The sequence below is a fragment of the Bradyrhizobium sp. CCBAU 65884 genome, assembly GCF_028128835.1.
Taxonomy (GTDB): Bacteria; Pseudomonadota; Alphaproteobacteria; order Rhizobiales; family Xanthobacteraceae; genus Bradyrhizobium; species Bradyrhizobium ottawaense.
Map to the genome: position 1 here is coordinate 15,809 of NZ_LBJU01000127.1, position 14,534 is coordinate 30,342.

The 14,534-nt window shown below is 64.5% G+C and carries 12 protein-coding genes; 5 read left to right on the forward strand and 7 right to left on the reverse strand.

The window, feature by feature from the left end:
- Positions 1–110: 110 nt before the first annotated feature.
- The 5 genes from XI03_RS28265 (at position 111) to XI03_RS28285 (ending at position 5,781) form a co-directional block, all read left to right on the forward strand.
- Positions 111–1,709 (forward strand): ABC transporter substrate-binding protein, encoded by a 1,599-nt coding sequence (locus XI03_RS28265; RefSeq protein ID WP_028139689.1) that lies wholly within the window; start codon positions 111–113, stop codon positions 1,707–1,709.
- 40 nt (positions 1,710–1,749) lie between these two features.
- Positions 1,750–2,697 (forward strand): ABC transporter permease, encoded by a 948-nt coding sequence (locus tag XI03_RS28270; protein ID WP_028139688.1) that lies wholly within the window; start codon positions 1,750–1,752, stop codon positions 2,695–2,697.
- A 191-nt stretch (positions 2,698–2,888) separates the two neighbouring features.
- A complete protein-coding gene (locus tag XI03_RS28275; protein ID WP_028139687.1) occupies positions 2,889–3,782 on the forward strand; it encodes an ABC transporter permease in 894 nt (297 codons plus the stop codon).
- A complete protein-coding gene (locus XI03_RS28280) occupies positions 3,782–4,789 on the forward strand; it encodes an ABC transporter ATP-binding protein (RefSeq protein WP_271593966.1) in 1,008 nt (335 codons plus the stop codon). The genes XI03_RS28275 and XI03_RS28280 overlap by 1 nt, the downstream gene beginning before the upstream one ends.
- Positions 4,786–5,781, forward strand: a complete 996-nt coding sequence (locus XI03_RS28285; protein WP_271593967.1) for an ABC transporter ATP-binding protein — start codon at positions 4,786–4,788, stop codon at positions 5,779–5,781. The genes XI03_RS28280 and XI03_RS28285 overlap by 4 nt, the downstream gene beginning before the upstream one ends.
- 11 nt (positions 5,782–5,792) lie before the next feature.
- Here XI03_RS28285 and XI03_RS28290 read toward each other — a convergent pair whose 3' ends face one another.
- From XI03_RS28290 to XI03_RS28320, 7 genes are all read right to left on the reverse strand, one after another.
- Positions 5,793–6,617, reverse strand: coding sequence for a hypothetical protein (locus tag XI03_RS28290; protein ID WP_271593968.1), 825 nt, complete (start codon positions 6,615–6,617; stop codon positions 5,793–5,795).
- Positions 6,618–6,850: 233 nt separating this feature from the next.
- Entirely contained in the window at positions 6,851–8,827 is a 1,977-nt protein-coding gene (locus XI03_RS28295; protein WP_271593969.1) for an acetyl-CoA carboxylase biotin carboxylase subunit, read from the reverse strand.
- A complete protein-coding gene (locus XI03_RS28300; protein WP_271593970.1) occupies positions 8,824–10,440 on the reverse strand; it encodes an acyl-CoA carboxylase subunit beta in 1,617 nt (538 codons plus the stop codon). Before XI03_RS28300 ends, XI03_RS28295 begins: the two co-directional genes overlap by 4 nt.
- 118 nt (positions 10,441–10,558) lie before the next feature.
- Positions 10,559–11,425 carry a 3-keto-5-aminohexanoate cleavage protein gene (locus XI03_RS28305; RefSeq protein ID WP_271593971.1) on the reverse strand — a complete coding sequence of 289 codons (867 nt, stop codon included), beginning with the start codon at positions 11,423–11,425 and terminating at the stop codon, positions 10,559–10,561.
- A gap of 199 nt (positions 11,426–11,624) precedes the next feature.
- Positions 11,625–12,425: a helix-turn-helix domain-containing protein gene (locus tag XI03_RS28310; protein WP_028139680.1), complete on the reverse strand. Its 801-nt coding sequence runs from the start codon at positions 12,423–12,425 to the stop codon at positions 11,625–11,627.
- A 231-nt stretch (positions 12,426–12,656) separates the two neighbouring features.
- A complete protein-coding gene (locus XI03_RS28315; RefSeq protein WP_028139679.1) occupies positions 12,657–13,313 on the reverse strand; it encodes a glutathione S-transferase family protein in 657 nt (218 codons plus the stop codon).
- Positions 13,313–14,476 (reverse strand): acyl-CoA dehydrogenase family protein, encoded by a 1,164-nt coding sequence (locus XI03_RS28320; RefSeq protein ID WP_038949538.1) that lies wholly within the window; start codon positions 14,474–14,476, stop codon positions 13,313–13,315. Before XI03_RS28320 ends, XI03_RS28315 begins: the two co-directional genes overlap by 1 nt.
- Positions 14,477–14,534: the final 58 nt, after the last annotated feature.

Here is a 14,534-nt window from a genome sequence, read left to right on the forward strand (position 1 = left end):
ATTGTCGAGGCGGCATGCGGCCTTACCGGTTGCCTCCCTCAACTCGCGTGCTATCGTCGCGACAAACAGGCCGCAAAGGCCAAAAAGACTGATGTCCAGGGAGGATGAGCATGCGGAGCGTGTGGGCGCTCGCCGCAATGGCGGCGCTATCTGTGCTGACGGCCTCAACCACCACGCTCGCCGGCGAGCCCAAGCAGGGCGGCGTCCTGCGAATGTATCACCGCGACAGCCCGGCCAACGCATCGATCCTCGAGGGCGCGACCTATTCGGTCAACGTACCGTTCATGGGCGTCTTCAATAATCTCGTCATTTACGACCAGCACATCGCGCAGAACAGCCCTGATACCCTCCGGCCCGAGCTGGCCGAAAGCTGGTCCTGGGGCAACGACAACAAGAAGCTGACATTCAAGCTGCGCCAGGGTGTCAAATGGCATGACGGCAAGCCGTTCACATCGGCCGACGTCAAATGCACCTTCGATCTCCTGATGGGCAAATCGCAGCAGAAGCTTCGGCAAAATCCGCGCAAGGCCTGGTACAATGAAGTCAACGAGATCACGACGAGTGGCGATTTCGAGGTCTCCTTCGACCTGAAGCGGCCGCAACCGTCGCTGTTGGCGATGCTGGCGTCAGGCTATACGCCGATCTATCCCTGCCACGTCTCGCCCGCGGACATGCGCACCCATCCGGTCGGTACCGGACCGTTCAAGTTCGTCGAGTTCAAGGCCAATGAATCGATCAAGCTGACGCGAAATCCGGACTATTGGAAGAAGGGCCTGCCCTATCTCGACGGCATCGAGTACACGATCATCACGAACCGATCGACCGCGATCCTCGCTTTCGTCGCCGGAAAGTTCGACATGACCTTCCCGACGCACATCACGATCCCGCTCCTGAAGGACATCAAGTCGCAGGCGCCGAACGCGACTTGCGTCGTCGAGCCGACCAACGTTTCGACCAACATCATCGTCAATTCGACCTCCGCGCCGTTCGACAACATCGATATTCGCCGCGCGATGGCGATGGCACTCGACCGCAAGGCGTTCGTCGATATCCTGTTCGAAGGCCAGGCCGACATCGGCGGCACCATGCTGCCACTGCCTCAAGGCGTCTGGGGCATGCCCAAGGACAAGCTCGAGACCATTCCGGGCTATGGCCGGGACGTGAACGCGAACCGCGAGGAAGCGAAGAAACTGATGCAGAAGGCGGGCTACGGCCCCGACAAGCACCTCGCGGTGAAGGTCTCGACGCGCAATCTCGCGGAATATCGCGACCCCGCCGTGATCCTGATCGACCAGCTCAAGAGCATCTATATCGACGGCGAGCTCGACGTCGTCGAAACCGCGAACTGGTTCCCGAAAGTCGCGCGCAAGGACTACATGCTCGGCCTCAATCTGACCGGCAATTCCGTCGACGATCCCGACCAGTCCTTCTACGAAAACTATTCCTGCGGCTCGGAGCGGAACTACACCAATTACTGCAACAAGGAGATCGAGAAGCTGTTCGACGTGCAATCGCAGGAGACCGACACCAGCAAGCGCAAGCCGCTGGTCTGGGATATCGACAAGAAGCTGCAGGAGGATGTCGCCCGTCCGATCATCTTCCATGCACGGGCCGGCACCTGCTGGCAGCCCTACGTCAAGGGCATCACGATCATGTCGAACAGCTCCTATAACGGCTTTCGCTACGAGGACGCGTGGCTCGACAAGTAGCGCGGCAGGCTGAAGAGTAGCGGCTCGCGGAGGGCGAAGGATGTTTGCCTATCTGGTGCGACGCCTGTTCCTGATGCTCGTGACCCTGTTCGGGATCTCGATCGTCATCTTCCTCCTGCTGCGCATCGTGCCCGGCAACATCGTCGACATCCTGTTCGCCGCGGCCGGCTATGTCGATCCCGCCGACAAGGCCAACCTGGAGAAGGAGCTCGGCATCGACCAGCCGCTGATCGTGCAGTATTGGCACTGGATCAGCGGTTTTCTGCGCGGCGACTTTGGTTACTCCTACGTCTCCGAGAAGCCGGCGCTCCAGGAGATCCTGCCGCGGATCCCGATCACGGCGCGGCTCGCCGGCCTTGCGCTGTTGTTCTCGGTCTCGATTGGCATTCCGCTCGGCGTCATCAGCGCGGTGAAGCAAGGCACGCGGCTGGATTACGCCTTGCGCGTCGTCAGCTTGAGCGGCTTGTCGCTGCCCTCATTCTGGCTCGGCCTGCTCATCCTCACGGCGTCGGTGGCGATGTTCGGCCAGATGCCGATCTTCAATCCGAATCCGCAGACCTGGCTCGAGGCGTTCGCAACCTATGCCGTGCCCGCCGCCGCCGTCGGCTTCCGCAGCGCGGCGCTGACCATGCGCATCACGCGGTCCTCGATGCTGGAGGTGCTGCGGCAGGACTACATCCGCACCGCGCGCGCCAAGGGCGCCTCCGATGCCGCCGTGAACTATCAGCACGCGCTGAAGAACGCGATCCTGCCGGTCATCACCGTGATCGGCATCGAGGCGGCGTTCCTGATCGGCGGCCTGATCGTCACCGAGACGGTGTTCAACATCCCCGGCGTCGCCCGCTTCCTGGTCGAGGCGATCCGCTGGCGCGATTATCCGATCGTGCAGAACCTCGTGATGCTGATCGCCGTCGTGGTGGTGAGTGCGAATTTCATCGTCGACATGCTCTACGCCGTGTTCGATCCGCGCATCAGGTACACGGATTAGCCGCATGACCTTCTCTCACACAGTATGTGCGCTCTCCTTCACCTCTCCCCGCCTGCGGGGAGAGGTCGGATTGCGCAGCAATCCGGGTGAGGGGGAGTCTCCGCGAGTCCAACTCCCACCTCCCCCGCGGAGAGCCCCCCTCACCCCTACCCTCTCCCCGCAGGCGGGGAGAGGGGGAAGATAGAGTTCACATGGCCGCGATCGACTATGACGTTGAACTGAGACGCGCCGGCGCCTACGCGACCGGCGGCTGGCGGCGCGTGCTGTATCTGGCACAGCGGCATGTGCTGGGCGCCGCTGGCCTCGTCATCATGACCGTGTTCGTGTTCACCGCCATCTTCGCCGATTTCATCGCGCGCTATGATCCCCTGTCGATCGATTCGGCCCGCGCTCTGGCCCGCCCGAGCCTGGCGCACTGGATGGGAACGGACTCCTTCGGCCGCGACGTGTTCAGCCGCATCATCCACGGTGCGCGGATCTCGCTTGCGGTCGGGATCGGCTCGACCGCGCTCGGCGGCACGATCGGCGTCATCGTCGGCCTGACCTCCGGCTATCTCTCCGGGTGGGTCGATCTCGTGTTCCAGCGCGTCTCCGACGTCCTCCAGGCGCTGCCGCTGCTGGTGCTGGCGCTGGTGATGACGGCGGCACTCGGCCCGTCGCTGCCGAACGTGATCATTGCGATTGCCATTCCGCTGATCCCGACGGTCGCGCGCGTCATCCGTGCCAACACGCTGGCGCTGCGCGAACTCCCCTTTATCGAAGCCGCCAAGTCGATCGGCATGAGCGAAGTGCGCATCGCGCTCCGCCACGTACTGCCGAACACGCTGGCGCCGCTGATCGTGCTCGCGACCGCGCAGCTGGGCTCGACCATCCTGACGGAAGCTTCTCTCTCCTTCCTCGGCCTCGGCATTCCCGAGCCTTATCCGTCTTGGGGCCGCATGCTCTCCGAGTCCGCCGCCGAATATGTCCGCACCGCGCCGTGGCTGGTGATCTTCCCGGGCATTGCGATCAGCCTCGCCGTGTTCGGCGCCAACCTGTTCGGCGACGCCCTGCGCGACATCCTGGATCCGAGGCAGCGCGGCTGATGACGGACAAATCCCACCTTGTGCTCGAAGTGAAGAACCTGAAAACGGTGTTCTTCACCAATTCCGGTTTGTTCAAAGCGGTCGACGACCTCTCCTTTACCGTGAAGCGCGGCGAGACGCTGGCGATCGTCGGCGAATCCGGCTGCGGCAAGAGCGTCACGGCGCTGTCGCTGATGCGGCTGGTGCCCGATCCGCCCGGCCGCATCGTCGGCGGCTCGATTTCGCTCGAAGGCACCGACCTGCTGGCGCTGGATGAGGCGGAGATGCGTGCCGTCAGGGGCAACCGCATCTCCATGATCTTCCAGGAGCCGATGACCTCGCTCAATCCGGTGATGCGGATCGGCGACCAGATCGTCGAAGCGGTGCGGCTGCACCGGAACATCCCGGCCAAGGAGGCCCGGAATATCGCCGTCGAGATGCTGCGCCTGGTGCGCATTCCCGAGCCGGCGCGACGCGCCAAGGAATATCCGCATCAACTCTCCGGCGGCATGCGCCAGCGCGCGATGATCGCGATGGCGCTGGCCTGCCGGCCGGCGCTGCTGATCGCGGACGAGCCGACCACCGCGCTCGACGTCACCATTCAGGCGCAGATCCTGGCGCTGATCCTCGACCTTCAGAAGGAGCTCGGCACCGGGCTCGTGCTGATCACGCATGATCTCGGCGTCGTCGCGCAGACGGCGCAGCGCGTGATCGTGATGTATGCGGGGCGAAAGGTCGAGGAAGCCAGCGTCGAAGCGCTGTTCGCCGGGCCAAAACATCCCTATACGCGCGGGCTGATGGCGTCGATCCCGGCTGTGCCGGCGGCCGGCGTCCCGGCGCAGGCTCGGCTGAATGAAATTCCCGGCACCGTGCCGTCGCTGGTGCGGCTGCCGAAGGGCTGCGCCTTCGCACCGCGCTGCAAGCTCGCAATCAAGCGCTGCGAGGCCGAGTATCCGCCGCTGGCGGATTGGGGCGGCGGACATCTTGCAGCCTGCTGGCGTGCGGCTGAAGTCGCGGAGGTGGCATGAGCGAAGTTCTGCTCGAAGTCACCAACCTCAAGAAGCACTACCCGGTGCGGGCCGGCTTATTGCGCAGGCAAGTCGGCACCGTGCACTCGGTCGACGGCGTCTCGTTCTCGGTTCATGCCGGCGAGACGCTCGGGCTCGTCGGCGAATCCGGTTGCGGCAAGTCGACGGTGGCGCGCAGCGTATTGCGGTTGGTCGAGCCGACCTCGGGCCAGATCCACCTCGAAGGCGAGGATATCACCCATCTGTCCAAGGCGGCACTGCGTCCGCACCGGCGCTCGATGCAGATCGTCTTCCAGGACCCGTTCGCCTCGCTCAATCCGCGCATGACCGCCGGCGACATCGTCGGCGAGCCGCTTATGGTGCACGGGCTCGCCAGCGGCAAGGAGCTGGAGGCCCGGGTCGCGAAGCTTTTCGAACAGGTTGGCCTGCGCCCTGACCAGATGCGCAATTTCCCGCATCAATTCTCCGGCGGCCAGCGTCAGCGCATCTGCATTGCGCGGGCGCTCGCGCTGGAGCCGCGGCTGATCGTCTGCGACGAGCCGGTCTCGGCGCTCGATGTCTCGATCCAGGCGCAGGTCATCAACCTCCTGATCGACCTGCAACGCCAGCACGGCTTCTCCTATCTCTTCATCGCCCACGATCTCGCCGTAGTCGCTCATATCAGCCATCGCGTCGCCGTGATGTATCTCGGCCGCATCGTCGAGATCGCAGCCAAGGACGAGCTATTTCGCAATCCCAGGCATCCCTACACGCAAGCGCTGCTCGCCTCGGTGCCGGTTGCCAACCCGCTGGCGAAGAAGCTCGCGCCGCTGGTCGACGGGGATGTGCCGAGCCCGGTCAATCCGCCGCCCGGATGCGCGTTTCACACCCGCTGCCGATATGCGATGGAGCGATGCGGGGTTGAGCGGCCCGCACTGCTGGATGCGGGCAACGGGCATCAGGTGGCGTGTCTGCTCAATGAGGGCACGGGGCGGAGCAACATAGTCCCGTAGGGTGGGTTACGTCAGCGGACCGCGCTTCGCACGGCCGCGGGCTCGCTACGATTGCGGAGCGTGCTGATCACCGGCCAGGCCGCCAAGGCAGCGGCCAGATGCTTGAGCGTGTGGCCCGAGACGACGTGCCCTGTGGCTTCGAAAATGAGCGCGTCACCGAGTTCGAAAAGCTTCGCCAGCACATAAAAGAAGATCACGCCACCGAGCGGCACGCCGAGCGCGCCAGGCCGCGGCCGCGTCAACGCCAGTCCCACGGCAACTGCCATGCCGCCGAACTGCACGACCACCCATGGCGTGAGATTCTCGCGCGCCACCCAGGCAGCTAACAGGCCGGCCATCATCATCAGGACCAGCACCGCCTCGCCGGCACGCACGCTGATGCGTTCACTGGCTGCGATGCCCAGAAAGCCCGCGAACGCCACCGCCATACCGAGACGATCGGCCACGAGGCGTTGCGGCATGTCGGGGTCCAGGTGATAGAAGCCAGATCCCAGGCAGGTGAGGATCAGGCCGACGAAAAGCCAACTTGCACCCACAGGCGCGTCATGGCGGGCGCGCAGCCGCTCCGAACCCCAGACGCCCATCGCGAGAAAGGCGAGATTGCTCAGCACATCGCCGGCGTTGGGCACACCGAGCCAAGTGCGACTGTCGACGAAGTGCGGGACGTGCCAAGCGGCGGCGGGCAGCGCGGGAGCGAGGAGTGCCGACAGCGTCAGAACGCTGAGGGCCCCAATCAGGTATCTCTCGCGGAGTTGTGGGGCGGCGAACGAGAAGCGTCGGGATACCGACGGGAGCGGCGGATTGGTCGCTTGGGCGGGATCATTTGGGCGCAACATGCCGGCTCCAAAATTGAACAATGTTCAATATATGTAGGCCGAAAATGAAAGACGTTCAAATTGAATTTCCCCCTTGCGCCAATACGCAATTAAGCAACTGAAATAATAGGGAGTTTTTACCGCACGCGAGGTGCCGTAGGGCGGCAAAGCGGAGCCTGCCGACGATGCCGCTCCACCACTTTTGAACATCGATGGCGGGCACGGCGCTTTGCGCCTTTGCCCCGTTCGTTGCGCTAACCTGCCTCGATCTCGGCGACGATCCTGCCCGTCGTCACCTGCTCGCCTTCGGCGACGTCGATCGCCGCCACCACGCCGTCGACGCCGGCCTTGTGGACGTGCTCCATCTTCATCGCTTCCAGCGTCAGCACCGGTTGGCCGGCTTTGACACGGTCACCCGGCTTGACCAGCACGGCGACGACGCGTCCGTTCATGGCGGCGCGCACCTTGCCGTCACCGCCGTTGGCTGCGGCGGCCTTCGGCGCGGCGAGGGTGAGATCGGTGACCGCGAGCGGGATGCCGCGGTGCTGGAGGTAGAGCCGGTCGCCGTCGCGCAAGAACTTTGCGCTGTCCATCACGCCATCGTGGCGGAAGCGGACGGCGTCGGAATCGAGTTGGTCGATCTCGAACTTGTCTTGCCGGCCGTCGGCGGCGACAGTGTAACTACCATCGCGCTCGCGCGTGACTTCGAGTTCGTATGTCTGACCGGCGATCTCGATTTTCGCTGGCAACGGAAAGGTGGCGGCGAGGCTCCGCCCGCCCTGCCATGACGGTGTGCGCGGGTTGGTGACGTAGAGCAGCAGGCTCGCCAGCGCCATGTCGAATGCCCCGTTCGCGCGCGGTGCCAGCAGCTCGTCGCGATGCGCGCCGATGAAGGCTGTCGTCGCCTCACCCTTGGCAAAGCCGGGATGACGCAGGCAGGACAACAGGAACGCCTGATTAGTCGTCACGCCGAAAGCCGTGAGCTGCTCAAGGCCGACGACCAGCTGCGCCCTCGCCTCCTCGCGCGTGGCGCCATGGCTGATCACCTTGGCGATCATGGAATCGTAGAACGGCGGGATCTCCGAACCCGATTGCAGCGCGTGCTCGACGCGGATGCCATCAGGCACCTGCCAGCGCGCCATGCGGCCCGACTGCGGCATGAAGTCGTGCCCGGCATCCTCCGAGCAGAGCCGCACCTCGATGGCATGGCCTGTGAAGCGGATGTCCTGCTGCTTCACCGGCAATTGCTCGCCACGCGCGACGCGCAGCTGCAACTCGACGAGATCGAGCCCGGTGATCGCCTCGGTCACGGGATGCTCGACCTGGAGGCGCGTATTCATCTCCATGAAGTAGAACTCGCCGCTGGCATCGAGCAGGAACTCCAGCGTGCCGGCGCCCTCGTAACGCAACGCCTTTACCGCGGCGACCGCGACCTCGCCCATTTTCGCACGCAACTCCGGTGTGACCGCGGGCGACGGCGCCTCCTCGATCAGCTTCTGGTGCCGCCGCTGCACCGAACAGTCGCGCTCGCCGAGATGGATGGCGTTGCCGTGGCTGTCGCCGAACACCTGGATTTCGATGTGGCGCGGGTTCTGGATCGCGCGCTCGAGGATGACGGTGGGATCGCCGAACGCCGCTTTCGCCTCCGATCGCGCGCTGCGCAGGGCATCAGGGAACGAGGCCGCGTCGATGACGAGCCGCATGCCACGACCGCCGCCGCCGGCGACCGCCTTGATCATCACGGGGAAGCCGATCTTTTTGGCCTCCGCGAGCATGACCTCGTCACCCTGCTCGGCGCCCTGATAGCCGGGCACGCAGGGAACGCCGGCCTTCTTCATGATCTCCTTGGCGCCGGCCTTGTTGCCCATCGCCTCGATCGCCTGCGGCGAGGGACCGATGAAGACGAGACCCGCATCCTTGCAGGCTTGCGCAAAATCCTCGTTCTCGGCGAGGAAGCCATAGCCGGGATGAACGGCATCTGCGCCGCTCGCTCTCGCCGCGGCGATGATCGCGGGGATGTTGAGATAGGATTGCGCCGGCAGGGCTTCGCCGATGCGCACGGCCTGGTCGGCCTGTTGCACGTGGAGTGCGTCGCGATCCGCATCCGAATAGACCGCGACGACGCCGAGGCCCAGCTGTCGCGCGCTGCGCATCACGCGCAGTGCGATCTCGCCACGATTGGCGACCAGGACCCTGAAGAACGGCCGGTGCTGCACTGATCCGTTCCTCATGGGCGGGCCACCGAAAACTGCATGCGCTGGGGCGTCCGTGCGTCACCCTCGCGGCAGATCGCGAGCACTTCGGAGAGGACCGCGCGGGTGTCGCGCGGGTCAATCACGCCGTCGTCGAGCACGCGGGCGCTGGTGGAGAACACGTCCATCTGGCCGTCGAACACACCGATGATTTGCGCCTTCATCGCGTCGAGTTTTTCCTTTTCGACCGGCTTTCCGCGCCTCGCGGCGGCCGCTTCCGTCACGATAGCCATTGTCTCGGCCGCCTGCTCGCCGCCCATCACGGCGGTCTTGGCGTTGGGCCAGGAGAAGCAGAAGCGCGGATGGAAGCCGCGGCCGCACATGCCGTAATTGCCGGCGCCGAACGAGGCGCCGCAATAGATGGTGATCTGCGGCACCGTCGCCGAGGTCACTGCCTGGATCATCTTCGAGCCGTGCTTGATCATGCCGGCTTCTTCATAGGCTTTGCCGACCATATAGCCGGTGGTATTGTTGAGATAGAGGATCGGCGTGCGGGTCTGGCAGCACGCCTGGATGAAATGCGTCGCCTTGTTGGCGCCGGCGGGATCGAGCGGCCCGTTGTTGGTGATGATGCCGATCGCCTGTCCTTCGATGCGGGCGTGGCCGCAGACGGTGGCCGGACCGTAATTCGGCGCCATCTCTGTGAAATCGGAATCGTCGACGATGCGTGCGATCACCTGCTTCATGTCGACGGAGCGCTTATGGTCCATCGGCATGATGCCGAGCAGCTCGTCCTGGTCGTAGCGCGGCGGCTTGAATTCCGACGCGGTCCTGCCCGGGCGTTCCCATTGCAGCGCCGCCATGATCTCGCGCGCGATACGCAACGCGTCGCGATCGTCTTCGGCGAGATAGTCGCCGAGACCGGAGACCTGCGTGTGCATCTCGGCACCGCCGAGCTCTTCCTCGGTCGCGATCTCACCGGTCGCGGCCTTCAGCAGCGGCGGCCCGGCGAGGAAGGCGCGGGTACGGCCGCGCACCATGACGATGTAGTCGGACAGGCCGGTCTGATAGGCGCCGCCAGCGGTGGATGAGCCGTGCGTGACGGTGACGACGGGCAGTCCTGCCGCGGAGAGCCGCGCGAGATTGCGAAAGATGTTGCCGCCGCGGACAAAATCCTCGACGCGGTAGCGCAGGAGGTTGGCGCCGGCGCTTTCGACGAGTTGCACATTGGGCAGCTTGTTCTCCAGCGCGAGCTCCTGCACCCGCAGCGTCTTGTCGAGGCCGTAAGGCTGCAGCGCACCGGCATCGATACCGGAATCGCTGGCGCTGACCATGCAGCGGATGCCCGAGACGAAACCGATGCCGCCGATGACGCCGCCGCCGGGCACGCTCTTGGTCGCATCCGGCACGTCGAACATGTAGCCGGCGAGCGTCGACAGCTCGATGAAAGGCGCACCGGAGTCAAGCACCAGCGCGACGCGCTCGCGCGGCAACAACTGCCCGCGCTTGTGAAAGCGATCCTTGGCTGCGGCCGACGCCGCGCGGGTGCGCTCTTCCAGCGCGCGCATGCGGTCGATGAGGCCGAGCATGCCGTCGCGGTTGGCGTGGTAGGCGGCGCTGCCGGGGGAAATGGTGTTTTCGATGGTAGACATTAGTGCTCCTGCCCGTCATTCCGGGGCGCGCGGAGCGCGAGCCCGGAATCCATACTCCCGATCGTGGCTATGGATTCCGGGCATGGCCTTCGGCCATCCCGGAATGACGGAGTGTGGCTTACCTGTTCGTCCCAAAGATCTTCCGCGCCTCGGCGGGGCTCGCGATCTCGCGGCCGGCACGGCGGGCGCAGGCAGCGACGGCTTCGATCAGCTGGCCGTTCGACGTCACCTTCTTGCCGTCGGCGAGATAGAAGGTGTCCTCGAGACCGGTGCGCAGATGGCCGCCGAGCTCGGCGCAGCGCTGGTGCAGCGGCCAGATTTCCTCGCGGCCGATCGCGGTGACCTGAAAATGCGCCTCGGGACGCTTCAGCTTGATCAGGATCGGCAGCAGCTCCGGGTCCGAAGGCATTCCCGAAGCGACGCCCATCACAAAATTATATTCGAGCGGTCCCCTGTACATGCCGACCTGGGTGTACATGCCGACGCAGCGGACGATGCCGACGTCGAAGCATTCGAACTCGGGGATGGTGCCGACCGCATTCATGACGTCGAGATAGTCCTTCACCTTCTCGACCGCGTTGTCGAACATCATCGGTGGCCAGGCCCAGGTGTTGTCGGCCTTGACCTTCAGATAATTCAGCGAGCCGGCATTGCAGGCGGCGATCTCCGGCTTGGTCTCGCGGATGCAGTCGAGCGCGCCGGAGTAGTTCGGTCCTGACACGCCCGAGGTGTGATTGATGATCACGCCGGGACAGGCTTCGCGGATCGCCTGCTGGATCTCCCTGCTGACGCTCACCTCCCAGGACGGCAGATGTCCCTTGCCCGGCGCCTGCTGGCGCAGGTGGATGTGCATGACGGACGCGCCGGCATCGAACGCAGCCCTGGCTTCGCGCGCCATCTGCTCGGGCGTCACGGGGACATTGTGCTGCTTCGGGTCGGTGAGCACGCCGTTCAGCGCGCAGGTGATGACGGCCTTGTCGCTCATGCCTTGGATGTCTCGCACGTTGAGAATTCAACGCTTGCGATCATGGGATGGGCGGCATGCGGCTTCTTGCGCGGAGAAGCTGGAAAACACGACGAATTCGCAGGGTGGGCAAAGCGAAGCGTGCCCACCATCTTTGCCAGTTGCCGAGAGGTGGTGGGCACGGCACAAGAGCGCCTTTGCCCACCCTACGAGAACGAGCCTAACTCGCCTCCGCGAGCCGCACCGTCTCCGTGCTACGATAGATCGCAAGGTCGCGCGAGCCGACGAAGATCGCGCGCGGCTTCAATCCGTAGAAGCGGCGGATTGAATGGCTGAAATGCGTGGAGTCGGGATAGCCGATGTCCTGCGCGAGATGGGCGAGGTTGAGGTCCTGGTTGGCGAAGTGCAGCAAATGCCGCGCGCGCTTCCAGGCGCGGAAGGAGCGGAAGGAGATGCCGGTCTCCTCCTTGAACAGATGCAGGAAGCGCGAGGCCGAGAGCCCCGCCTCCGCCGCGCAGGTATCGGCCGTCACCGGCTCGCCCGAGAAACGCTCGATGCGGGCGACCGCCCGGGTCACGCGCGGATCGAGCACGCGGCGGGCGAGCGCCTCGCCAAAGCACATCTCGTCGAATTCGGCGGTGGTGATGTCGCCATAGCGGCGCTGGCGCAGCAACGCGTAAGCGGCGAGGATCTTGCGGGCATAGAGAGCCTTGTCCGGCCCTCGCAGCCGCTCGGCCAAAGCCTCGATCACGCCATCCGGCATGCTTTCCGGCTCCAGCGTCACGCTGATCACGGTGCGATAGTCGCTGGCGATGGTGTGGCGCTGGTTCGGCAGGGTCACGATCAACTCGTCCGACGTGTGGACGTCGTCGATCGTCAGATGCAGGCTGCCTTTCACCGCGACGTAGATATGGCAGCAGCCGGGGGTCCGCTTGCGAGGGCGGCCGAGCAGGCCGGCATAGAATACCCGCTCCGGCGTGATCAGCATCAGATGGTCGGATTCGCGACCTTTATCTTCCATTGGGATCCTCCTCGCGCGGCTCTCTGGCCGCTGCGGACGGAGGTCACCTTAGCGGAAATTTGGGCGCTGTCACGACGGGATAGCGCTGTCAAAAGACACAGCGAGTCGTTCCGGGGCGGTCGATAGGACCGAACCTCAGGTGCGCAATTGCGCACCGGGGAACCTCGAGATTCTCAGGTGCGCAACGGCGCACCATAGTCGATGCTCCGCATCGCCCGGAATGACGCGTCCTTACGCCCTCACGCGCGGTGCAACATTCTGCTCGGCGCCAGCCTTCTGTTCCGCAGCAACCGCACGCTTGAAACCGTCCCGCTGCTGCAGGCGCGCCCAATAGGCTGCGACATTTGGCCCAAAATCCTTGGCGAGCCCGATATTGTCGGCCAGCCGAAGCGCATAACCGATGACAATGTCAGCGGCGGTGAAGCGGCCGGCGCACAATGTTTCGGCATTGGCCGTCGCTGCCTCGACGGCGCGCAACCGGCCCAGGAACCATTTTGCATAGTCGCCGGCGACCTGCGGATTGCGCCGCTCCTCCGGCTCGAGCTGGGTGTATCGGAGCACCAGCGTCTGCGGGAAGGTTAACGTGGCGTCGCTGAAATACATCCAGTTCAGGAACGCGCCATAGGCGGGATCTTCCGGGCCGACCATCAGGGGCGTCGGGCCGTGCTTGATGCCGAGATAGTGGCAGATGCCGGAGGATTCGGTCATCTTCGTCTCGCCGTCGACCATGAAGGGAATCGTGCCGAGCGGATTGAGCGCCAGATATTCCTTGGCGAAGACCCGCGGCGGGAAGGGCAGCATCTTCAGCTCATAGGGCAGCCCCATCTCTTCCAGCATCCAGAGCGGGCGAAAGGAGCGCGCGGCGTCGCAATGATAGAGCGTGATCATCAGGAACTTCCTTTGCTGCCGGGCAGCGTGCCCATCATCTTGCACAAGACCATCAGCATGACCTCGTCGGCACCGCCGCCGATCGAGGTCAGGCGGCTGTCGCGATAGGCGCGGCTGACCGGCGTCTCGTTGGTAAAGCCCATTCCGCCCCAATATTGCAAGCAGGCGTCGGTGAGCTCGCGGCCGAGCCGGCCGGCCTTCAGCTTGGCCATGGTCGCAAGCTTGGTCACGTCCTCGCCTGCGACCAACTGCTCGGCGGCGCGATAGATCAGCGCGCGCAGCAGCTCGACCTCGGTCTGCATCTCCGCCAGCTTGAAGTGCACGACCTGGTTGTCGAGGATGCTCTGGCCGAAGGCCTTGCGGTTGCGGGTATATTCGATGGTCTGATCGATAATGTATTCATGCGCCTTAAGACAAGCCGCCGCGCCCCAGAGTCGCTCCTCCTGGAATTGGATCATCTGGTAGGTAAAGCCCTTGCCCTCCTCGCCGATCCGGTTGCGCTTGGGCACACGGACATTGTCGAAGAAGATCTGTGCGGTGTCGGATGAGCGCATGCCCATCTTGTCGAGTTTTCGCGCGACAGTGACACCCTTGGCCTTCATGGGCACGCAGATCAGCGACTTGTTGCGATGAACGGGCCCATCGCCGGTGTTGGCGAGCAGGCAGATCCAGTCGGCCTGGGTGCCGTTGGTGATCCACATCTTGCCGCCGGTGATCACGTAGTCATCGCCGTCGGAGCGTGCCTGGGTCTTGATCGAGGCGACGTCGGAGCCTGCGCCCGGCTCGGAGACCCCGATGCAGGCGACGAAATCGCCTGAGATCGACGGCGCCAGAAATTCGCGCCGCACCTCGTCGGAGCCGAACCGCGCCAGCGCCGGCGTCGCCATGTCGGTCTGCACCCCGATCGCCATAGGCACGCCGCCGCAGGTGATGGCGCCCAGCTCCTCCGCCATCATCAGCGCATAGGAGTAGTCGAGGCCGGAGCCGCCGAACTCCACGGGCTTGTTCAGGCCGAGGAAGCCGAGGCTGCCCATCTTCTTGAACAGCTCGTGCGCCGGGAAGATGTCGGCCTTCTCCCAGTCATCGACATGAGGGTTGATCTCATTGGCGATGAACTTTTGTAGGGAGCGGCGGATGTCGTCGTGGTCGGCGGTGAAAAGCATTTTGTCCTCTCGTCATTCCGGGGCATCGCGCAGCGATGAACCCGGAATCCATTTCTCT